The organism is Pseudoalteromonas sp. '520P1 No. 423' (assembly GCF_001269985.1).
Lineage (GTDB): Bacteria > Pseudomonadota > Gammaproteobacteria > Enterobacterales > Alteromonadaceae > Pseudoalteromonas.
Genome location: NZ_BBZB01000002.1, coordinates 195852 through 219954 on the forward strand (window position 1 = coordinate 195852; position 24103 = coordinate 219954).

Genomic DNA, 24103 nt, shown 5'->3' on the forward strand with positions numbered 1-24103 from the left:
GCATTAATTTTTAATGCCTTTATTGATATCAGTCACCATTCATATCTTGGTGACTGATATATAACAATAATAATGAGATGAATGAATAATACTGACGCGTTACAGGCACTTTTAGCAATCAAAAGTGATGATGACTCTTTTTTAGAAAAAGCAATTAAGATCATTGCTCAAGAGTATTCTGCCCAATTAAAATCTGCGGACCAATTTAAAGCATTAGTTGTGCAGCTTATCGCCAGTATAGATAAATCTTTAAGTGATCAAATGTCACTTATATTACAGCAACCACGCTTTGAAGAGTTAGAGGCAAGATGGCGCGGTCTTAATAATTTAGTGTCAGTACCTTTCAATAAACAAAGAATCAAAATTAAATGTTTGGATTACGACTGGCAAACCGTATCAAACGATGTCAATTTAGCAAGCGAATTAAAACGCTCCCAACTTTATAATAAAATCGGCAATAATGAACTCAATACCTTAGGTGGTGAGCCATTTGGCTTAGTATTAGTTGATCATAATGTATCAGCTGAGCTCAACGACTTTAGTGAATATGATGATATTTATACATTAGAGTTACTAGGAGCTTTAGGTCAACACTGTTTATGTCCGTTTATCATGTCACCTGATGACTCTTTTTTTGGTGAATCTGATGGTAGTTGGATCAGCGATATACAACGGGTCAAAAAGATCATTGAAGGCCCTGATTATGCCAGTTGGCAAAAGTTAAGAGATGTTGCTTCAAGTCGCTTTATTGGTTTGACCTTACCTAAATTAAAACTAAGAGAACAATATAAAAACCATTCTTGTGGCTTTGTATTAAATGAAAAGTCATCTAAGAAGCACCAAGGTTTATATGGTAATGCCCATTTTGCTTTTGCATCAACAATAATAAGAGAGTTCAATCGCATAAGTTGGTTTGGTTTTATGAAATCACGTTGGAATGATAGATTACAAGGCGCAGTACTTAATTTACCCGACACTTCAAAAGATCATGTATGGCATCAGCCGAGTCCTAAAGTGAGAATATTTGGCAGTATAGGTAAGTTCTATGCTAAACAGGGTTTTATACCACTTGCTCATAGCCCATTAACTACTAAGTATTACTTTATGGATAATCACTCTGTATGGGCCGGCAAAAGTCATCAAGATGATAAGGTTTTATCACTCATTCAAACAACGCTCATTTGCTGCCGTGTTGCCCATTATTTAAAAGTTCAAATAAGGGAGCTATTAGGTAGTTTTGTGTCAGCAAATGAATGTGAACAGCACCTCTCAAAATGGCTCAGTAAATATGTTTCAAATGTCTCTTCCGCAAATGATGAAACATTAGCAAAATATCCACTAAGAAGTGCAAGAATATCAGTTAAAGAAACACCTAACAGCACAGGCGAATACTTTTGTGAAGTATCACTTCAACCTCAATATCAGTTTGATATGTTTGCCGGACAAATTCTATTAACAACCGATTTAACTGAGGGGAAATAATGGTATTTATCCGCTCATTTTTAAGTGAAATCACTACAAGTGATGAATCGTATTTATTAACTTCAGTAAAATATAACCTAAAGCAACTTCTCGAAAGCGAAGCGCCATTAATCGTCTTAGATTCAGGCTTAACTGAATGTAAACGTTCTATATATGCTTATGGTGTTGAAGACATTCAGAGCTTAAATTACCAATTAGGCAAGAATATTTTCACATCAAGAATTAAGAGCCTAATAAATGACTTCGAGTATCGCATAGAAAATGTAGATATCAGCATCTTAGTTAATGAAGATAAATCAAACGCTATCAATTTTATCATTTCAGGTGATTTAGTTGATGGTCATGAATTTCAATTAAATAGCAAACTTAATATCAGTGATTTTAGCTTAACAATGGAGAATGAAATTGTCTGATTTATTAAATCGTTATTTCGAAAGAGAACTCTCTTTAATTCGACGCTCTGCTAGTGAATTCAAGTCAAAACATGCTGGTGTCGCAAATACCATGCATCTTAATGAAAAACGCTATGAAGATCCTAATATAACGCGTTTACTTGAATCTGTTGCTTTGCTCAGCGCTAAAAATGAAATGAAGTTAGATCAACAATTACCGCATATATCAAATGCGCTATGCTCCGTATTGTATCCTTCATTTAACCAACTTTTACCTTCAGTTATGAGTGTAAAACTCAAGCCTGATACAGAGACTTTTGTAGAAGAAATACACATCAATAGAGGCGAAGCGTTAAAAACAAAAAATGAAAAAAATCAGCTTTGCCAATTTAAGTTTTGTAATGATACCGTTTTTTCACCAGTTACATTAAATACTGTATCAGCAAGATATGCGCCTTTCCCATTTGATTTACCAATTAAACATGATGCTAATTCAGTCATTCAATTACACATGAATACCAACGATCCTGAAGCGTTAATTTCAAACAGTATTGGCAATGTATTGGATTTATATTTACATGGTTTTGGCCAAGGTTCAGCCGGATTAATTGCTTTATTACTATCGCAACTTGAATTTATTACATTATCTGATGATAACTTTGAAAACTTAAGCATCTTAGATAAAAAGCTGTTTAAACCGAGATGTATTCAAAGCGACTTCAATGTTTTAGATAAAAAAGGAAGTCAATTTTCAGCGTATCAAATGATGTTGGAATATTTTAATTACTCTGAAAAAAGGAAATATTTTCAATTAGATGGGCTTAGAAGTGCGATCGAAAAACTCAATGCCAACAAACTGGTGATCAGCTTTTTTGTTAAAGATATTCCTTCTGAACTAATAGGTTTATTTGATACCAGTGTATTTCAGTTAAATACCACCCTTGTTATTAATCAGTTTACTAATCGTGCAGAACCGATATATTACAATCATCAGCAGCTATCTGTACCACTCAATGCTGATGCTTCAAATCAAACATCTGAAATCGAAATAATCAGCGTCGAAAGTGTAAAAGAAGTTAAACCTGATGGTGAGTTTCTATTACAGCCATTATTTGCAAAACGTTATTTTGATAAAAATAATGGATTATTATGGTTTAGTGAAACCCATATTAATCGAGAAAAAAAGTATCAACACCATCTTGCTATCAGCTTTGATCCCAATTCAAAACATGAAGTTAATAATGCAAAAGATCATTTACTGACTACGCAGTTGATATGCTGTAATGGACGTACACCATGTAGTATCAACACTGGCAGTCCTTTAAAGTTTGCTGGTTCAATTGAATTACCTGGAGATTTAATAAGCCATAACGTGCCAACTGTACCTTATTATCCTAATGAGTCTCAGCAGCTTCATTGGAAGTTAATCGAATTATTAAGTACTAATTTCAGTGCACTCACTAATGTAGATGAGCCAACAGAGAAACTACGAAATTTGTTGTCGGTCTTTAGTCGCTCTTCACAGCAGCAAGTTCTGACATCTGCAATACAAAATGTGAGTTACCAGCAAAAAGTTGCACGCATGTATATTGATGGCGTAAACATATTCACTTCAGGTACTTTGATCAGTATTGAAATGTCGGTCTTTGATAAAAAGAATTCTATGAATATCTGGTTATTCATTCACTTATTAAATGAGTTTTTTGCTGGTTTTTGTAGTTTTGATCGCTTTGTACAATTAGAAGTCACACTCTCAACTGATAAAGGTAAAGAGTACATCAGCTTTGATAAAGTGCATGGTGCGCAGCAATGTCTTTAATTCAGCAAGCTCAGGCACAGCCCGATAAATTTGAATTAGTGCAGCTGATCCGAATTATCAATCGTCACCTTGCACAATCTCCCAACCCATTTGAGTTAAGCATCGAAGCAGATCCTATGCCCGATAATTTAAACTCAGAAATAAGTGAATTTAAATTTATTGGTAAAAAAGCCATTATATCCAGCAGTAAAACATCTTTAACATCTGGTTACACGGTTGTACCAGTTTATATTTATGAAGAGCTCTTAAAAGCTTTTCATGGTGAAGACTATGCGTTATTTGATTTTCTAAATATTTTTAATGATAGATATTTTAAATTATTTGCGAGAACACAAGAAAAAACTCACTTATTACTTACCGATGAAGTCGATCGCTACTTTAAAAGTGATCGGCAATCACATAGTTCAGTGTCACAGCTGACAAATTGCATCGCACAGCTGACATCCCTACCCGACAGCCCACAAACAAAAAAGTGGCTCGGATACAGCTTAATGTTAGGCGTATCAAATCGCTCACAAAAAAATTTACAACAAATTCTCTTCGATTATTTTGGTGTAAAGATCACAACTTATTGCACTTATTTAAGCAAGCACCAACTGACTCAAGAAAGTTTGACACGATTAGGCCCTAAAAGAAACGCACAAAATGAGTCTAGTTGCGGACAAAACAACCAATTAAGTCAAGGTTTCCTATTAGGACAAAGATGTTGGTTGTCGAAACAAAAAATTAACATTACAGTAGAAGCTAAAGACGAAGCTGAGCTAAAAAAACTAACCAGTGACGATGCTTGGTATAAAGAACTCGCCGATATGACGCGTTATTATTTACGCGATAAAACTGAAATTGGCATCTTTTTAAAAGCACCCGATATATGGTTTGAGAGAACTAAGCTCTCGGCAAAACAAAACGAAACGCTTTGTTTAGGTCGAGGTTTTCATATAAAAAGCACACAACAGGATAAACCTGTCGTTTACCTGATCCACTTAGTAAAGGATTGATACTATGCCACAAGTAAATTTACCTAATCTAATTGCTAAATTAGACCCGACAGCAAAACGCGCTTTAGAATTAGCAGCTGGCGATGCGATGAATACTCACTGCCCAGCCATTGAGCTTGAGCATTGGTTAATGCAGCTTATTTATAAGCCAGACCCACAAGTGACAGAGTTTTTTACTAGCCAAAAAATTGAACCTGAAAAAGTAATTAATGAACTTTCAAGTAAACTCACAAAATTAAGCAAAGGCTTTGAAGGTCAACCAAGTTTAAGCGGTAATTTAACCGAGTTAATTAAGTCAGCTTGGTTATGTGCAACAGTTGATTTTTCTCATGATCAATTAACGACTTTGCATATTATACTTGCGACACAGCAAGTGAGTGATTTAGGCACTAAAGCCTTATCTTTAAAATGCTTTGAAAACTTCTCTGAATCAGCATTACGTAATCAAATATCAAAATTAAAAGTAACCCATGTTGGCACTAAATCAGTTGGTGCCAGTACTGCTGGTGCAAGCTCTGGTGACGCTCTAGAAAAATATACTACTAATTTAACCCAAGCTGCCAGAGATGGGCAATTAGATAACGTACTTGGCCGAAACCAAGAAGTTAGAACAGCAATTGATATCCTCTGCCGTAAAAGACAAAACAATCCAATTTTTGTTGGTGAACCTGGTGTTGGTAAAACAGCCGTTGTAGAAGGCTTAGCAATAAAAATATCCCAAGGTGAAGTCCCTTCAGCAATCCAGGATGTTGAAATTCACAGTTTAGATTTAGGTTTATTGCAAGCAGGCGCAAGTGTCAAAGGCGAATTTGAAAACCGACTAAAAGATGTGATCAATGAAGTTAAAACATCGGAAAAACCGATTATTGTATTTATTGATGAAGCGCATACATTAATTGGTGCCGGCGGTGCTGAAGGCCAAAATGATGCAGCTAACTTATTAAAACCTGCACTTGCGCGCGGTGAATTTAGAACATTAGCAGCTACAACTTGGGATGAGTATAAAAAGTACTTTGAAAAAGACCCTGCTTTGACCCGTCGTTTTCAGGTAGTAAAAGTTGAAGAACCAAATGCAACTGATGCATTACAAATGCTAAGAGGTGTTGCTGAATCATTACAGAAACATCATAAAGTATATATTAGAGAATCGGCAGTTGAAGCTGCAGTAAACTTATCAATTAGATATTTACCAGCACGCATGTTGCCAGATAAAGCAATCAGTTTATTAGACACCAGTTGCGCCCGCATTGCTTTAACACAAGGTGCAAAACCCGAGTCTATCGAAAGCTTAGAGCAAGATTTACTTTACTCTGAAAATGAACTTGAAGTAATGCAACGCGAATCGTCTATTTTCGATAATGTCTCTTTCGAGATTGAAAAATTAGAGCAAAAAATTGCAGAACTACAAACCAAACTTGCTGATTTAAATACTCGTTGGCAAAATGAATTGGCGTTAGTGCAAAATGTAATTGAGCTGCAATCCACAGTAACAGATAACTTAGCTAACGACGTTTGTGATGATGAAAGTCACAAATTGCTCAATGAAAAATTAGCCGAACTTGAAACATTACAAGCAGGTGAACCTTTAGTGAATGCCATGGTTGATGATATTACCATCGCACAAGTGATTGCTTCTTGGACCGGTATTCCAATTGGTAATATGCTAAGTGATGAAGTCGCTAAACTATTATCAATCGAGAAAAACCTACACAAACGTGTTATTGGCCAAACCACAGCAATCAATGAATTAGCAAAAAGCATTCGTATTTCTCGAGCAGGTTTAACAGATAGCAGAAAGCCAATTGGTGTGTTTTTAATGTGTGGCCCAAGTGGTGTTGGTAAAACAGAAACAGCTGTTGCTTTAACGGATTTATTATATGGTGGCAGTAATGATATGACTGTTATCAATATGACTGAATTTAAAGAAGAACATAAAATATCTATGCTTTTAGGTGCGCCGGCGGGATATGTTGGTTTTGGTAAAGGTGGCGTTTTAACTGAAGCTGTTCGTCGTAACCCCTATTCTGTCATTTTATTAGATGAGATGGAAAAAGCACATCCTGGCGTACATGACTTGTTCTATCAAATATTTGATAAAGGCTCTATTGCCGACAGTGAAGGTCGTCAAATAGATTTTAGAAATACCATCATCATCATGACTTCAAATGCAGCAGATCAAGCAATTTGTGATGTATGTGACGCACATGAAGAACGCTTACCAAATGAAGAGCTAGTTGAAGAAATTCGCCCTGCACTACAACAGTATTTTAAACCTGCATTTTTAGGTCGTGCAACAGTTGTTCCTTATTACCCATTAAACGATGAAGAATTAGGTAAAATCTGCGATATTGCCATGAACCGTATTCGTAAAAAATTGATTGAGCAATATAAAGCAAGCTTTCATTATGATGAAACCTTTGTGCAATATGTTGTAAATAAAAATACCGATCCAACAACAGGTGCACGTGGTATTGAACAAATTATTAATCGCTCACTTATGCCAAGACTAGCTGAGCAATGCATTACTTTATTAAGTGAAGGAAAAGAAATAAATAAAGTAACTGTAACATGTTCAGATACCGATGACTTTGAAGTCATCATAGAGTCTTAGGAGAAACTGTGTCTCAATATATCATTAAATTTGTGCTGTTAATTTTAGTACTGGTATCTCACTTGTCTTTGGCAAGTTTAGGTCCAAAAAGATTATTATTAACCACTCAAGAATGGCCGCCGTATCAAACCTATTCATCTGATACCCTAGCCGGCCTAGCCGTTACACGTGTTAAATGTGTATTGAGACAACTAGAGCAACCCTATCAATTAACAATGACAAGTTGGGAAAATGCCCAACTAAAAGTGCAAAGTAGTGAGCAACACGGTTTTTTTGTTGCAGAGCAAACGCCTTTAAGAGATAAATATGCGGTTTTTTCGAAACCACTCATTAACCATCATTGGTATTGGTATTTTTCTAATTCATTATCTGATATATCTTTGAATGAAAGTAATAAAAAACAATGGAAAGTCAGTGCAAAATTTGGCACTAACAAATGGTTTTATTTACATAATTCAGAATATGATGTGATAAAAAAACCAAGAAATGTAAAAACACTTTTAGATATGTTGATGCATAACGAAGTAGATGCTGTATTAGTAGATGAACTTGCAATGCAAGTTGCGCTTAAAAAGAAAGGTATGTTAGCCAGCGGGTTTAGAAGTAAAGAAGTGGCAACTAAACCATTAGGAGTTTATTTTAATAAAGACTTTATAAATAAATATCCAAATTTTTTAAATGAATTTAATCAGTCGATTTCCGATTGTGCTAAATAAGATAAATTGATAATAAAAACATGGCAATAACAATACAATTAACCGAAATACCACAAAATGAGCATGTAACGAACCGCGTGTTTTCTCTACCAAAACAAGGCGGAACTTTTGGATCTTCATTTGACTGTATGATTGAGTTACCAGACAGAAGCGGTCAAGTCGCTACGACACATGGCCGTTTTGTTGCAGATAACAATACCATGATGATAGAAGCGTTAAATGGTAACAATATAACAATTAACGGCGCTTCATTAGCAACGGGCAGGCTTGCTCCTATTGAAGATGGTTCTATGATAGAAGTTGCTGATTACACTATGTTAGTAAGCTTAGTTAAAAGCATTGAAGCTGAAGAAGAAAGTGAAACAAGTATAAATTCAAAGATTAAAGATGTTCATTTTTCATTAGAAGGGTTAAATAATGATGACTTTGATGAAAATATAAAAATGAAAACCAGTCAGCATCATATTAATCAAGGAGAACAAATGAGCCAAGACCAAGAACAGCAACCTCATTTTATCAATAATGGCGTATTTGTTGATGATCCTTTTGATGAAGACCCATTTAAAGATGAAGAGATCAGTATAAAAACTGAATCTGAAATTCCTGCGGCTCAAATAAACAGTGAAGATCAATCAGGACAATTTTCAAAAATAATGCCTGAATTTGAAGAAGAAAACGCTGTTGTGTTTGAAAATAAACCGATTCAGAAACAAACGGTGACCAATGGTGAAAATAACCCAGTAAATAATAATGGGGTTAGCAATAATTCTGTGAGTAATAAGCAACTTGATCATTTAGTTCGCCTGCTAGATACGCAAATAGTCAGTGCCAGTGAACAACAATCTAAATTATTTAAAGCGTTAGATAAAACACTCACAACCTTTATAGATGAGTTTTCACCAGCACATCTTGAAGATGTTTATAGTGACTTTGGTACACCACTGTTTGCTTCTAAAGAAAAACAATATTGGCGTTTATACCGAAAATCATTTAATCGCCGCTTAGACAAAGGTGAGTACCACAGACTATTTAAGGCGTTACTACTTGAAAACATGCAGAGTAAGGATTGATATGATTAAGTCCTTTTTGAGCACGTTATTCTATTGTACGGTAATGTATTGCAGTGCATTACTTATTAGTGGTTGTAGTGTTTTTTCGGGTTCAGATGAGCCTGAACCAACCTTTATTTCAACGATTTTAACTGCAGGCGAAAGTGCAAACCCCTCAAAATTGAGTAATGCAAATCCTGTTGTAATTAAGTTATACCAATTAAATTCAATTGATACTTTTAAGTCTGCACAAGTACTGGATTTATACCAACAAGATACAAAAATATTAGCTGATAGCTTAATAAAGAAGAAAACACTCTCAAGCTTAGTACCTAAAGAAAAAAGAAACTTCAATATTGAGTTACTTTCAGGTACCAAGTATTTAGCTGTTTTTGTACAGTTTTCAAATTATTCACAAGCAAAAACCAGAGCTTGGTTAGATGTATCGAGTTTAGATGATGTCAAAAACGTCACCATATCTATCGATTCATTAACCGTTAATATGCAATCAATCCCACAAGAAAGCTTTTGGTCGTGGTAAAAAATTTAGGAGATTTAACTTGGATCTAGTTAAACAAGTTGTATGGAAAGAAGGGAGTTTTATCTCCCCACAACACTTTCAACAGCAAGCGTTGCATTTTAAATCTTATATGCAAAATTATGCAGGCACGCAGGGCTATTCTGGTCACTATGGTTTAAGTGATATCACTGTAAATACTGATTTGCTAAAAATAGGCAAAATAGCCGTTACTTTTTGTAATGGCTTATTTCCTGATGGCCATTACTTTTTACTTGATGAAGAAATTATCATTGATGTACCTGAAGATGCTGTAAAAAAGACGGTATATATATCAATACCATTAGCATTAAAAGGCGCACCAGCATACGGTGAAAAAAACACTGAAGCTACGCGATATTTATGCCAAACAATCACCAGTTATAATAATACTTCAGCACAAAGTGACTCTGTTGAATTAGAGGTCGCCAAAGATAACGTATGTTTATCTATTGGTAAAACTGATATGGCAGGGTACGTATCATTTCCTATCGCACGTATCTTAGAAACACGTGAAACCGGTGAAGTGGTATTTGATAGTAGTTTTATTCCTGCATGTATTCACTTTCAAGCATCAATTTACTTGTTCGATAAAGTTAAAATGCTACAAAGTCTATTACAGATCAGAGCCAAAGAGGTGCATAAACGCATAGCAGTCGGCCAAGAAAGTAAAAGTGAGCAAACCCTATATAAAGACTTCTTATGGCTGCAAACATTAAATAGATGGCTACCATGGAGCGATTGGGTTAAGCAAGATATGCAATACTCAACACACCAGATTTACCGTGATTTAACCACATTATCAGCTGAACTATCAGGATTAACACCTGAGCTACCACATGCATTCCCAAAACTTAATTATGATGACTTATATAGCGTATTTAGTCCGATATTTATGAAATTACGTAGTCAGCTGAGCATGGTGTTACAAGATTCAGTCATTGAATTTAAATGGGATGACCAACTATTTGAAAAACGCAGGCTATTACGCACGATAATTAATGATCCTGACAATATGAGTAAACGTCGCTTTGTCATGAGCGTAGAATCTTCATTATCTAATGATGAAATAGCACAAAGCATGCCGCAAGCTGCGACTTTAGCAGGTAATAGTAATATTGTAGAACTCGTTCGTAATGCCATGTCAGGTATCGAGTTGATGCATTTAATGGTTGCACCAAATGAATTAAAACCAAAATCAACTGCGACTTACTTTGAAGTCAATACTCAAAATAATTTATGGCAAGATATGCTCAAAAAAGGAGAAACTCTAAATATGCATATAGACAATCGCATACTAGATTTAAAAGTAACCTTATTTGCATTGTCATTAGGGTAAAGTAGAGAAATATGCCTGATATAAATTGCCCAACAATACCGATAGATTTTAGCGATAAAATACAAAAAGAGCAGTCATTGTTTAATTATAATGACAATGCACTTTATAACTTAAGTGTGCCGCTTTTATCTATCATTTTAACTTTGTCTCGCTTACCTAAGCCTGAAAATCTAGCGTTATTTAAAAACTTATTAAAGCAACATATTGTAAATTTAAGTGAACAAGGCAAAAACCTTGACTATCCATCAGCAGTGATAGATAAGCTATGTTGCTTACATTGTATCGTGTTAGATGAGTTTATCATTCATGGTGCCTGGGGCGATGATGCTGGATGGGAAAATAACACACTTTTAAGTGAGCTATTTGGTTTAAAAAATGGTGGAGACTTATTTTTTACCATTACAGACAAAGCATTAAAACAAGCAGCAAAAATGCAAGGGCTGCTTGAACTGAGTTATGTGTTCTTACAAATGGGTTTTAAAGGTAGATATCGTTCTAGGCAGTCAGATCAATTAGGTGTAATCACCAAACAAATCCATCAGTCTATCGATAACCCTGACAAAACTGCTGGCATCTTATTAAAAGATGCACCAATTGCTAAATCACTCTTTTTAAAAAATGGTGCGCGATATTTTTCATTTACGGTCGTGATTTTATTAACACTCACCTTAGTCTTTGCCTTTTTTGATTACTGGTTTAAAGAAACTTATGAGCTGCGCTCAAAAGAGTTTAATGAATTACAAAAAGTCACAGCTAATTATATTTTAAATACGCAAACTAAAGATATTATCTACATCAGTACCGATGAAGACATACATGCCGTTAAAAATTTAACACAAACACATTCTGCAGCTGAACCAATTTCTAATACTGTGTCAGGGTATAAACATAACGATCTAGATTTAACCCAAGTAGAAACAATTAAGCCTAGCAATTTTAGAGTGCAACTCGCATCTTTTTCATCACAGGCCAATGCAAATAAATATCTAAATAAATTATCAAACAGCAATTACGTACTTTCTATCATGCCTATCGGGTCATATTTTATTGTTTACAGTACAGCCCAAACAGTAAGCGACTCTAAAGTACAGCAAAAATATTTTAAGGATAATTACCAAATATCAACAGTTAGAGTTGAAATTGAAGATAATGGTAACCAACAATGATGACTTTTACGCTCACAAAAAAACACCTGATAGGTAGTATTTTATTTTCTTTATTTACGGGGTTTTCTCTGGCTTGGTGGCTAGTTCCTAACCTTGGTTGGATGTTTGCTTCTGCCGCTATTTTAATCTTAATTACTAGCTGTATTTTATGGTTTTTAAATCGTGATAACGCAACGATAAAACAACAAAAGAATCTTGAAAAACAAGACGGTAAACTTGTAAAAACCATGTTTTCGCTCTTTATGACAGGCCTAAAAGACCGGGGAATGATCAAAAGAAAATATCGTTTACCTTGGTATTTATATATAACAAATGATCTAAAAAGCGATGATGCCGTTTTAACACAAATGGGTTTTAGAAATAATACAAATTCAGCCATCAGTGAAAAACTGCCGGTTTCAATTTGGCTTAAAAATGATGCTGTAGTATTAACAGTTGAGATATCAGATCAAGACAGACGTTCATTAAACTGCCTAAAGTTATTACTTAAACAAGCTAAAAAGTTTAGGTCTCGTCAAACCTTAAATGGCATAATGATCAGTCAATCTGTTGATAACCTGATCAGTAATAATAAAAATAATGCCCAACAGATCACTAGTGATTTACGTTTAGTGATAGATGAAACACAAAGCTTATGCGGTCAAAAACTGCCAATTTATGTATTATTTAATCAAATGGCAGGCCTATCTGATTTTTGCCAATTTTTTGCTTCTTTAGATGAAGAACAACTTAATGGTAACTTTGGTGCCTTAAATGTTAAAAATGCAAATCTTGGTAAGTTTTCTATCAGTTGGTTTGAAAAAGCTTATGACACTATTTGTAAGCGAATGGGACAAACTACTTTAACAGCATTAGATAGCCAATTAAGCGAACAATTTAGACGCTCTGTGGTCGCAGCACCCGTTCAGTTAAAACAAATTCAACCTGATATAGGTTATTTTTTAGAACAATTATTTACAGCAAAAAACTATGAGTTTAGGGGGTTCTTTTTTACCAATACACAACAGGTATCACAAGCAACCGATCCATTAACTAAACAAATTGCTTATCAACTAGGTTTTAATGAAATGCTACAAAGTGATAATGTAAAATTACCACACAGTATCTTCATTAGTCAGTTATTTGATAAAATGATTCGCCCTGAAGCAGGATTAGCGGGCATAAACATAAATAGCAAACGTCTATTTTGGGGTTTTCAGATCAGTTATAGTCTGGCTATTTTGACAATCGTTATATCAGCCATTGCACTTTTAAAAGTCAATTTTGATCATTACCAACCTTTAAATGAAAAAACACTACAGCAACTTAAACGCTATAAAAATGTCGTACGAAAATCACCTTATGATATTGAAGAGCTTGTACTTAATGTAAATAACTTACAAATGATCAGAAATATCTACATTGATTATAGCAGGCCTACACCATTTTATATCTCAGATATGATCCCCAACCCTCAATTATCACAATCAGTAAAAGAAGCTTACCACAATGAGCTTAAAGACGTTTTATTACCCTCTTTAGTGCATTACCTAGAAGATGAGTTATTTGTTTACGAAATGCTTGGTGACAGCCTTCAAACAGCAAAACTATTAAACTTAAATGAAGAATTACAACTGCACGATAAAAAGTCATGGGATCATTTAAAAACGTACTACAAGCAATCTTTTATTAAAGAAGGTCACTCAGAAGAAAATACATTAAAAAACTTAATTGTATTAATGGATGATTTGCACGCATTAGGTGTACCTAAAGTAGACCTTAATCAGACTTTAATTACGCAATCTAAGGCCAGTATCAATAAGATAAACACCACTAAAGTGTTATTTGAATATATTAATGAACTTCCAGAATTTTCATCTATGGTAGATATTAGTAGTGAGCTCGGCAATAACTTTCCCGATCTGTATCAATTTAAAAATGAGTCTCAAAATCAATTTATACCTATGATTTTTACGCCTCAAGGATTTGCAGGCATGAATTTGAATGCTGATTCTGACTTAATACAAAGCCTAATTGATAATAACAAATCACTTTTAGGCCATTCATTAAATGATTTTGAAATTGATAATATTGCTAAAAGCTTACAACGATACTATCAAAGAGAATATGTTCAATATTGGGTAGATTTTATTGATGGTATTACGCTTAAATCTATCAATAACGAAAATTTGATGCATGCCCTATCTTTAATGTCATCAAAAACTAATGCACCTCAAAATCGGTTATATGATGCAATTAGCTATTATACCTCGCCTCAGATTGCCATAAAAAAAGCTGAGAAGTCTGAACTTGAGAAAAAAGAGCAGGCTGTAGAGTCATTATTAAAGCCTGTCAATGAGCAAGTTATTATGGCGAATAATATTAAAGCCGAATTCAGTGTTTATCATAGATTTGTGAAAAAAGACGATAAAGGTCTCAGTGAACTCATTCATTTACACGATAACATTACGCAAGTTGCAATTTGGTTTAAAGATATTCAAGACAATAAAGATATCGGTGCATATTTATTTGAACAACTGACTTCAAATAAGAAAGACCAAAGTCTATACCAACTTGCAAAAATGCAATTGTCTATTCCTAAAATTGATTTACACATCTCTGGTATTATTAATACAATTAACCAACAAGTGAATACATCTGTTTCAAAACACGTGAATAAAATTTGGCAAAAACAGATCAGTAATCCATTTAACTTACAATTTGCCAATAAGTTTCCGTTTAACTTAAAAAGTCAAAACAATGTTAGTTTTAAGCTATTTAATAAATACTTTAAACCAGAGGGTGTGTTTGATAAGTTTAATAGCTTAATGTTAAATAAATTCTCTCAAACTGACCAAGGCCTAGTTTTAAATGGCTTTACACAAGACAGTCAGTTAAGTATTTCATCTGATATAGATAAAAAATTTAATGATTTAAAAATCATTCAACAAACTTTATATCAAGAAAATGGCAATCAAGCGTCGATATCTTTTCAGTTAAAAACAAACTCAATGTCTGCTTCATTATTAAATTTTGAGCTCTTCTCGCAAAGAACCTTATTTAATTATGAACATGGCCCGAAACTTTGGAAAAACTACGTTTGGCCTGAATTTACGACTCAAAACCCACTGTTAACCATTTTTACAGATACACAAAATAAAAAGGTAACTAAGGAATATAAAAGTGATTGGGCATGGTTACGTTTAGTTTATAAGTACTATCAAACAGGTAATGAAAACACACAAATAAAGATAGTTGAGGATAAATCTCAAGTAACTTTATCTTTATTAGTAGAAAGTGAAAACAACCCGTTTGAGCCTCACTTCTTTAGTAAGATAAAGTTTCCTGAAAAACTACTTTAAAACCAGCTTCAACCTTTATTAACCTCAGGGCTGTTAAGCTCTGAGGTTAATAAATGTTATTTACAGATCCCTCGCTTATTCAATAAACCATTGGTTACATGATGATTACATGCACGTTCTAGATTAGTTTTTGCTTTCAAAGAATCAACAAAAGTATTGGTAATGAAAGAGAATAACTTTAGTGACTCATTGCCAAGGCCGCTCCAAAGTATTTGATAAGCCAACTCAGATAAACTTGCCTCATTAAAATTATATTCTCCTTTTTTAGCCTCTAAACCAGTCAAAGTCTGCTCAAAAGTTCCTGCTATAAGGCTTTTTATTAAAATCAGAGATACATCATTTTCACGGTTTTTAAGTGGCTGATTATACAATACATCTGCAATATCAAATGTAAGTTGCTGTTTTAAAAAGTAGCTTATTCCCACATTGCTCAAAATAATAATACTATGCTTATCATCTATAAAACGTGTCATCATAGAACTATAGCCATCAAATTGACCATCATACATATGAACATTTACATTTTGTTTTTTACTAACGGGTACCTTGCCAACACGCCAGCTATATGAAATTTTAGGATTAAATAAGCGCGTTTTACTTTGCTCATTGATCAATTGTTCACCATATAAAGCTAAATCAAACCTATGAAGATCCTTTGCACTTGCATAAATCGCAGAACCAGCACCAAATAAATTCATATCTTTTGCTACTTGCTCATGATAGCCGCCCTTCTTATCCCATTGATAGCCTTTTACAATACCAGAACTTAGTTCAAAACCACTGGCGACACCTGACTTATTCATGTTTAAAGGCCGTAATATATTATTTTTTAAACTCTCTGAATAAGATTTACCTGTCGCTTTTTCTATTACTTTGCCTACTAGGAAATATCCTAAATTTGAATAAAGGTAATCTGCTCCAGGAGCAAATTTTGGGGAAAGTTTGGCTATCATATTAATAAATGCTTGCTCTGAAGTTTGCTTATGAAAATTCACATCAAACCAACCATTAATGGCAAAGTGATCAGGTAAACCGGATGTGTGGCTTAGTAGCTGATGCAAAGTGACCTTTCGACCAAAGTTATTTTTAAATTCAAGGAAGTGATCAGCTAACGTATCAGTTAACTTTAGCTTGCCTTGCTCCTCAAGTTTGAGCATTAATGTTGCTGTAATAGGTTTGCTAAGCGATGCAAGTCCAAAAGCGTGGGCAGCTGTTGTTTTTTGATTGTCGACTCGGTCAGCAAAACCATAGGCTTTCTCAAAAACAATCTTTTCTGATTTGGCGACCAAAATCACGCCTTCAAAAGCATTATTAGAAGTGTAGCTATTTACAACCTTTTCAATTTTAATTTGTGTTTCATTCACCACCTCCATTGCTAAATGATTATCTGCATTTGATGTAAAATTAAGGCCACACAGTAAGATAAAACTTATTAACACTTGACTCATTTTTTTTATAAATAACATTTTTTTCTTCTTATATCTTATTTAACAGCCAATGATTCACGATTGATTGCTATGCCTTTTACAATCACTTTATCGATTGCATTGTAAGCATCTATAGTGAGCAATGGATTTTGATTAAGTAGAAGTAAATTAGCGACTTTACCGGGTTCGACTGTGCCATATTTATCATCTAAGCCAAAAGCTTTAGCATTATTGATTGTTGCTGCGGCTAAAACTTCTTTATAATTTAAACCCGCTTTAAACAAATGCTGTAACTCCTTGTATGTTGAATAACCTGGCTGAGATACATATAAAGGTGCCGAAGGTGTATCGCTTGCCAGCACCATAGGTAAACCATTTTCTTTTAAATATTGAACAACCTTTTCTCCTTGAAAGATTTTACGATCTTGGTTTTGATGAATTTTTTCTAAAGGCATATTATCGTAATCACCAAGGACAATTTCTTTAAACCATTGCCCTGCTTTACTTTGATACCAATTAAGTGCATTTGTTGAAACCACTTTTTTATAGAGCGGATCTGCCATAGTGTCATTGATAGTGATATTTTTTAAGCCATCCATTACACTAAAGGTTGGTTGAAAAATCATACCTTTGTTAATAATTTCGTCTAACAAAATCCTAATATCTTTAGGAATAGCTGGCTGGCGATTAAAGTCGAGCCAATTCCAAATGCCATGGGCAATCACATCAACATCTGACGCAATTGCAATCTGTTGCATATCAAATGCATTGGCATGTGCCATCATCATTAAACCATGCTTAGTTGCCGCAGCCCTTACCCGTTGTAATAACTGCTTGCTGATCAGCGGCCAATCATTGTTATGGCCAAAACCATCTTCGATAAACACTTTGACGCAAATAGCACCATCTTCAGCCATACGTGCTACAACAGCCTCCGGCGTATGTTGCGTAATATCATAGTTTTTTGGCTAGAATTTTTATTTTGCTGCAAATGAAAGAATACCAAACTGCACTAGACCTTTTAGTAAAACTGAATCCTGAAATATCAAAATCAGACACCATAGTCACTGAGCATAATATGAATATATTTTCACTCTATCACTTAATACAAAATCATGTAGATCAGCACAATACATTAACTACAACACAACTAAATCAACTTGCTTTATTATTTGATAAACAATCTATTGGGAACATTTCCCAAGCACAATGGCATTTACTTCAGGGTCAAATAGACAAATCCAAAGAAGTCGTGTTAAACATGCTTAATACTGGCTGGTTACCCGATTACAATATGGATATGTATCCTGAAGCGAGAATGAAAAAGCTATTTATAGAAACAGGACTTGGAGAAGATAAATATACAACACTACTTGAGGCAAATAGAATATTAGTGAGCAAATAAAGTTATACACAAAGTTACTATTTTTAGTAACGCTCAACAAATAGGGCTAACAATCTAAATTACATTGAAAATCGTACCTAATATGATATAAATCGTATTTTACGTTGTGTCACTTTCAAGCACTGCGTTTCTTTTATAGTTAAAGTTAATTAGGTAGTAACAATGAGCGTAGCACAAGATTTAGCCAAGCTTCGACGATTAAGCAATATCGTACATGGACCATTAAAACTCATTTTAAATGAAGTATTAGCATTAACCCCTTTAGTTGTAGAATGGATTGATGTGCAAACAAGTGGCTCGGCTGTATGCAGATATAAACCAAATAATATACGTCAATATGAAGTCCGATATCAAATAGGCAATTTAGGTAATATGGTACATGAATTAACTCATGTCGCGATAAATGAATCTTTCGGTTTAGATTTTATCAATTACCCGAATTGGTCAGCTTTAAATTTACCTGAGCGCGATTTAGATACATTAGGCCGATGTAAAAATGAAGATTTACGCCAAACAAAGCAAATGAGTCATCAAATGAATATGGCTAATACAGATGTGCTAGTGCGTATACAATCGTGGTCAAATGCTGCAACTGAATTAAGTCCAGAGCAAAAAAAAGAAATCTCGGATAAGCTTGTATATGGCATGATCAATCCCCAAAAAGAAAGTATTACCGTACTAAATCAAATTTTAGTTTGGTTATTTGAATGGGGCTTTCCGATGATTGGTAAACATAAAAATAAACCCATTGTAAATGCCCTTTACGAAGAGCTTAGTTTAGTGGTAAAAAATGCCTATAATGAGCGACAAAAAGGAAAAGCACATTTTTTATTACGCCAATCAGCTCAGCAAAGGCGCTTAGCCATGGGTTATGAATAAAAAGCATAAAGGAAGTTTAGATGATAGAAAGAACATCAGGTATTTACGCTGGCCGCGGTAAATCATCTGCATATAATACCATTTCCGTTAATTAACTGGTCACGCAGCGGGAATTCAAAGTGTTTTAGGGAAGGCATTGATTGTAGACAATGGTTATTCCCTATCAAAATCAATAATGCATCATCAAGCGCTTTGAAACCCGCCTAAAAGGAGCTTCTGAGTAGTCACTTAATTATCGGAATTGGTATAATTTTAGTCTGGAAAGTCGCCACGTCATCAGATACTTCGGTTGGTATTGAACAAAAGACTAGGCTCTCTTTAGCTACCATTGAACAAAACTTGTTAGAGCTTGGCTCTGACAAAACTCAAATTGTTTCGGCACAAGTGTTTATAGCAAATATGGCAGACAAACTATAAACGTCCGGCGATCTGCGTCTAACAAATCGCTATTAGTCTCGTTAAGTTATTACCAAACAATCTTTGGAGTAACTTATGAGAATTATGCGCAGCCAAGAAAAATGGCAATCTATCATTGAAGATCAACAATCTAGTAGTTTAACCATTATTGATTATTGTCGACAGCATAAACTCTCACTGACTAGCTTTTATGCTCACCGTAAAAAGCTAGATGTAACGCAATCTGGATTTATTCGCGCTAAAGTGATGCAACAAGTTGAGTTTGAAACACGCCAACCTGACAACATTAATCTCAGTGTTGGAAATGCAACGCTTACCTTTCCAAGTTCAATCCCAGCTTCATACCTTGCTCAACTATTACGAGAGTGTGCCCAATGAAAATGTTTGTTGATGTGCCGAAGGTGTTTTTACATCGTGATTTTGTTGATTTTAGAAAATCCATCAATGGACTCGTTGGTATTGTGGAATATGAACTTGCTCTTGATGTTAATACTGGTACGCTATTTGTATTTTGTAATAAAGCGAAAGATAAACTTAAAATTCTGTATTGGGATAAAACAGGTTTTGCATTGTGGTACAAACGACTTGAGAAACAAAAGTTCAAATGGCCTAGTAAAATATCGACTCAAGAATTTACATTGAGTTCAGAGCAGCTTCAATGGTTATTATCATGATATGACGTACTTGGTCATGAGCCATTACATTATCAATCACAGAGCTAGTTAGATCAAAATAGCAGTCAATGATCGTGTACAGAGCCTTTATATTATTTGAGTTTGAAAACAGATTAGACTTAAAATACTAGCTAAACTGCGAGCATGAAAATTGATGCTAATTCACTGTCAGACGACCCAGAACAACTCAAGCGTATGTTGCTTGAGTTGCAGCAAGTTATTATCAAAAAAGATGAAATCATTCATAGCTTGCTTGAACGCTTTGAAGTAGCCAAACAAAAATTCCTAAAGGCTTTGAAACAAGCAGTTTACTGAGTCAGGTTATCAGCGCCAAATATCAATATGGCTTGCCATTATATCGACAAGAAAAAATGTTCACAGACTAGGGTATTGAGCTTAGTCGAAAAACAATGTCAGATTGGATTATGCGCTGCGGAGAATTATTTGCTCCGTTGTATGATAAATTAACAAAGACCTTACTTAGCCAAGCTGTCATTCATGCAGTAATTAAAGAAGATAAAAAAACCAGTTACATGTGGGTTTATTGCTGCGGTACTGATAGTCTATTAAACAATCAAATGCTCTTTGGTATTAACTTAAGCTAAATAATTTTTTGGAGATATAATGGATAACCGGGATGATTTAATCAGCTTTACTAAAAAAGGAATCGGCTTCCCTTTAGCTGGCACAATAATAATGAGCCTCTGTGCTATTTTTATCACCGAATTAGAGCAACGTCAGGCTTTAATTTGGACAATATGTGCAACAGGTAGTACTTTTCCTATAGCCTTTTTCATCTCAAAAATATTTAAAGTAAACCCTTTTGCTAAGTTTGGCCCATTATCAAATTTATCCGCAGTTTTAGCCTGTGCTCAATTTTTATATTGGCCTGTTCTCATTTTAGTTCTGCAATTAACGCCTAATTGGTTTCCTTTTGTAATGGCAATTCTGTTTGGCTCACATTTTATTCCTTTTGGTTGGCTATATAAAAGTAAAGCATATTACTTTTTGGGTATCTCGATGCCGTTAACCGGTTGTATTTTGGCCCTAGGAGGAAGTGACTTTTCTTATGCTTATACATTTTTATCACTTATACCTTTATATATAATTACTTGCCTACTGCTTTTTAAAGAAATAAAAGTAAAAACGAATACTCAAAACACACCTATTAAAAGCCTTTAAAAATGAGCAGCGCTATTTAAAATATAAATAGCGCGAACTTAATACAGTTTTTCTTGCAAATATAATTACTTTTTAACCTTTTGATTTTTTGAACGCTTTACTGTTAAAAACAACATTAACAAAGCTAAAAAACCACCTAAACTTCCTCCGCTTGAATCACTTTTAGTTACTTCTGGTGTTGGAGCAGTTGAACGTGTTGCATCTAATGGAAAAGCATCACTTGTATCAACAACACCATCGTTATCATCATCTGTATCCGCATTATTACCAATGCCATCACCATCTGTATCTACAGATTCTGCACTATCCAACGGAAATGAATCATTTGTATCTACAACACCATCGTTATCATCATCTGTATCCGCATTATTACCAATGCCATCACCATCTGTATCTACAGATTCTGAACTATCCAACGGGAATGCATCATTTGTATCTACAACACCATCGTTATCATCATCTGTATCCGCATTATTACCAATGCCATCACCATCTGTATCTACAGATTCTGCACTATCCAACGGGAATGCATCATTTGTATCCACAACACCATCGTTATCATCATCTGTATCCGCATTATTACCAATGCCATCACCATCTGTATCTACAGATTCTGCACTATCCAACGGGAATGCATCATTTGTATCCACAACACCATCGTTATCATCATCTGTATCCGCATTATTACCAATGCCATCACCATCTGTATCTACAGATTCTGCACTATCCAACGGGAATGCATCATTTGTATCCACAACACCATCGTTATCATCATCTGTATCCGCATTATTACCAATGCCATCACCATCTGTATCTACAGATTCTGCACTATCCAACGGGAATGCATCATTTGTATCTACAACACCATCGTTATCATCATCTGTATCCGCATTATTACCAATGCCATCACCATCTGTATCTAACCACTCATTTGAATCATTCGGAAAAGCATCATTTTCATCAGCAATACCGTCACCATCAGTATCAGTAAAGGCGCTAAAGCTAAAGCTCATTTCCTGACCTACAGCTGAAATATCTGAAAGCTCAATACAATATGTACCGTAGCATATTTTAAACTCATTCCCTTGAGCCCAACTTTCCAATTGTGAGGTAAAGGGATCAGACGTTTTAGAATAACGGTATACGCTTGGTTTGTCGTTATAGTAGCCATGCTTTAAATTTACTTCAAAAATCTGTAAACCACTTTGTAGATCCCTTGCGCCGGAATAATTAGGGTCTTGCTTTACCCAACTAGAATGTATATTACCTGAATTTTCAAACCAACGATTTTCAATTAATAAATAATGCTCTGGATTTCCATCTATATTGTGTTTATATAAATAAGGTGTATTCGAATCGTATTGGGCGTCATCAGCAATATCATGACTAGTTATTTGAGCTACTGTAGACTCAGTTAATTCTTGCGGTTCAATCCATTTAGCAAATAACCATTTTTCAAAACCAGCAGGTGAAAATGCATCTAAACTAGGAGTTCTTGCTGAAAGTGCAAAGTAACCCATATTAAATTTTTCATAATAGTAATCAGGAAAACCTAGAAACATATGCCCAAGTTCATGCGCCCAACCAAAATAATCAGAACCATAAACCGATTTTTCAGGAATATTATTGTAAACTCTCAAAACTTTATTTAATGCAGATAATTTTTGTTGCTGTTCAGGATTTTCAACAATCAATTCATTCAAATTAAATGAATTTAAAACGGCTTTTTCTACATGCTCACCAGGCTCAAAACTACCAATTTCTAACCAACTCATGTTATAACCAGAGCATGATCCTGGACCACCCTCATATAATAAAACTGCGCCATTCATCAAACCTTCATTTTGATTTCTTAGATTATGATTAATATCATAGTCATTAGGATCCAGCCCTTTGTTTAAAATAGCTTCTTTTAAAACATCTTTCATAACTTGATTTCGGTCACAGTACCAACGACCGTCATATTCTGAAATTGACAAATATTCAGACCTAGGCTTTATTAAAGAACCATCATCAGAAGAGCGTAGCCAATCAAATACTTCAAATTCAATTCTAAATTTACCACCACTTACATCTTTAAAATATTTCGCAATGGAATTGCCAGAGTTTAAGAACGCTTTCACTTCTTCTATCGTTCGTTGTTTATACTCATTTCCTTCAATGGAATCTGGATTATTTGGATTACTCATATCGGTAGCGGGATCAAAATCAGCCCAATCGACCATTAACACTGGGATTTTTATAACCTTCTCTGATTTTAATTCACACTCTCTAAAACCGACTTTTTGATTATAATTATTGAACTCTCCGTAAGTTACTTCATTGCCAGCGTCTAATAATGCAACTTCATTCGCTGAATTATATTGCGCCCCAGTAAGTATGCCATTTTCACGAGTGACCCAATCATCTTGAGTACAGTCTTTGTGCTCTAATATTTCTTGCTGTGAATTTTCTAATACTGATGGCTTTATTATCATTTTAGGAATAATAAATGCTTGAGAATCGAGTTCTGCATAAACTGTTGGAGATGTATATAGAGCGGTTAAAACAGCTAAACTCGTTGCTTTACGAAGGAAATTCCCTTTATTATGAAATGACAAAATTGTCATAAAAACTACCTTAAAAATTATTACCGTGGTTACAAGTACGC

20 protein-coding genes and 1 pseudogene are annotated in these 24103 nt (G+C 34.5%); 18 read left to right on the top strand and 3 right to left on the bottom strand.

Annotated elements, in window-relative coordinates:
- Positions 1–81: 81 nt before the first annotated feature.
- Genes PSA_RS19505 through PSA_RS19555 form a run of 11 tightly spaced genes read left to right on the top strand, consistent with a single transcriptional unit; the run spans position 82 to position 15469 of the window.
- On the top strand, positions 82–1482 hold the full coding sequence (locus PSA_RS19505; RefSeq protein WP_042152045.1) for a type VI secretion system contractile sheath domain-containing protein: 1401 nt from the start codon (positions 82–84) through the stop codon (positions 1480–1482).
- Positions 1482–1895: a GPW/gp25 family protein gene (locus tag PSA_RS19510; protein WP_042152046.1), complete on the top strand. Its 414-nt coding sequence runs from the start codon at positions 1482–1484 to the stop codon at positions 1893–1895. Before PSA_RS19505 ends, PSA_RS19510 begins: the two co-directional genes overlap by 1 nt.
- Positions 1888–3693 (top strand): type VI secretion system baseplate subunit TssF, encoded by a 1806-nt coding sequence (gene tssF / locus PSA_RS19515; protein ID WP_193216560.1) that lies wholly within the window; start codon positions 1888–1890, stop codon positions 3691–3693. Before PSA_RS19510 ends, tssF begins: the two co-directional genes overlap by 8 nt.
- Positions 3684–4691 (top strand): type VI secretion system baseplate subunit TssG, encoded by a 1008-nt coding sequence (locus PSA_RS19520; RefSeq protein ID WP_042152052.1) that lies wholly within the window; start codon positions 3684–3686, stop codon positions 4689–4691. Before tssF ends, PSA_RS19520 begins: the two co-directional genes overlap by 10 nt.
- Positions 4692–4695: 4 nt before the next feature.
- Positions 4696–7302 (top strand): type VI secretion system ATPase TssH, encoded by a 2607-nt coding sequence (gene tssH / locus PSA_RS19525; RefSeq protein WP_042152054.1) that lies wholly within the window; start codon positions 4696–4698, stop codon positions 7300–7302.
- Positions 7303–7310: 8 nt separating this feature from the next.
- Positions 7311–8018, top strand: a complete 708-nt coding sequence (locus PSA_RS19530) for an ABC transporter substrate-binding protein (protein ID WP_042152056.1) — start codon at positions 7311–7313, stop codon at positions 8016–8018.
- Between the two features lie 20 nt (positions 8019–8038).
- Positions 8039–9088 (top strand): hypothetical protein, encoded by a 1050-nt coding sequence (locus PSA_RS19535; RefSeq protein WP_042152059.1) that lies wholly within the window; start codon positions 8039–8041, stop codon positions 9086–9088.
- 1 nt (position 9089) lies between these two features.
- A complete protein-coding gene (tssJ, locus tag PSA_RS19540; protein ID WP_042152061.1) occupies positions 9090–9608 on the top strand; it encodes a type VI secretion system lipoprotein TssJ in 519 nt (172 codons plus the stop codon).
- Positions 9609–9627: 19 nt separating this feature from the next.
- Positions 9628–10962, top strand: a complete 1335-nt coding sequence (gene tssK / locus PSA_RS19545) for a type VI secretion system baseplate subunit TssK (RefSeq protein ID WP_042152066.1) — start codon at positions 9628–9630, stop codon at positions 10960–10962.
- Positions 10963–10973: 11 nt separating this feature from the next.
- Entirely contained in the window at positions 10974–12128 is a 1155-nt protein-coding gene (gene icmH / locus PSA_RS19550; protein ID WP_042152068.1) for a type IVB secretion system protein IcmH/DotU, read from the top strand.
- Positions 12125–15469 (top strand): type VI secretion protein IcmF/TssM N-terminal domain-containing protein, encoded by a 3345-nt coding sequence (locus PSA_RS19555; protein WP_042152071.1) that lies wholly within the window; start codon positions 12125–12127, stop codon positions 15467–15469. Before icmH ends, PSA_RS19555 begins: the two co-directional genes overlap by 4 nt.
- Before the next feature lie 56 nt (positions 15470–15525).
- Here the strand turns inward: PSA_RS19555 and PSA_RS19560 are convergent, their stop codons facing one another.
- Together PSA_RS19560 and PSA_RS19565 are read right to left on the bottom strand one after the other, a co-directional pair.
- On the bottom strand, positions 15526–16935 hold the full coding sequence (locus PSA_RS19560) for a serine hydrolase (protein ID WP_042152074.1): 1410 nt from the start codon (positions 16933–16935) through the stop codon (positions 15526–15528).
- A gap of 17 nt (positions 16936–16952) precedes the next feature.
- The gene (locus PSA_RS19565) at positions 16953–17813 is read right to left on the bottom strand and encodes an amidohydrolase family protein (RefSeq protein ID WP_052380238.1); all 861 of its coding nucleotides are present in this window, start codon (positions 17811–17813) and stop codon (positions 16953–16955) included.
- A gap of 65 nt (positions 17814–17878) precedes the next feature.
- On the opposite strand from PSA_RS19565, the gene PSA_RS19570 reads away from it, so the two are divergent.
- The 7 genes and pseudogenes from PSA_RS19570 (at position 17879) to PSA_RS19595 (ending at position 21453) form a co-directional block, all read left to right on the top strand.
- The gene (locus tag PSA_RS19570) at positions 17879–18301 is read left to right on the top strand and encodes a hypothetical protein (protein WP_157575797.1); all 423 of its coding nucleotides are present in this window, start codon (positions 17879–17881) and stop codon (positions 18299–18301) included.
- 162 nt (positions 18302–18463) lie between these two features.
- The gene (locus PSA_RS19575) at positions 18464–19180 is read left to right on the top strand and encodes a hypothetical protein (protein ID WP_042152082.1); all 717 of its coding nucleotides are present in this window, start codon (positions 18464–18466) and stop codon (positions 19178–19180) included.
- Positions 19181–19672: 492 nt separating this feature from the next.
- On the top strand, positions 19673–19975 hold the full coding sequence (locus tag PSA_RS19580) for a hypothetical protein (RefSeq protein ID WP_059365017.1): 303 nt from the start codon (positions 19673–19675) through the stop codon (positions 19973–19975).
- Positions 19972–20271: an IS66 family insertion sequence element accessory protein TnpB gene (gene tnpB, locus PSA_RS19585; RefSeq protein WP_059365019.1), complete on the top strand. Its 300-nt coding sequence runs from the start codon at positions 19972–19974 to the stop codon at positions 20269–20271. Before PSA_RS19580 ends, tnpB begins: the two co-directional genes overlap by 4 nt.
- 144 nt (positions 20272–20415) lie before the next feature.
- The gene (locus tag PSA_RS26540) at positions 20416–20586 is read left to right on the top strand and encodes a hypothetical protein (protein ID WP_231665426.1); all 171 of its coding nucleotides are present in this window, start codon (positions 20416–20418) and stop codon (positions 20584–20586) included.
- Positions 20553–20834: pseudogene (locus PSA_RS24805) on the top strand (transposase); the annotation flags it as partial. The gene PSA_RS26540 and the pseudogene PSA_RS24805, both read left to right, overlap by 34 nt.
- 61 nt (positions 20835–20895) lie before the next feature.
- A complete protein-coding gene (locus PSA_RS19595) occupies positions 20896–21453 on the top strand; it encodes a hypothetical protein (protein ID WP_042152096.1) in 558 nt (185 codons plus the stop codon).
- A 65-nt stretch (positions 21454–21518) separates the two neighbouring features.
- Here the strand turns inward: PSA_RS19595 and PSA_RS25965 are convergent, their stop codons facing one another.
- Complete coding sequence (locus tag PSA_RS25965; protein ID WP_059365021.1) at positions 21519–24062, bottom strand: hypothetical protein; 2544 nt, start codon at positions 24060–24062, stop codon at positions 21519–21521.
- Positions 24063–24103 lie beyond the last annotated feature (41 nt).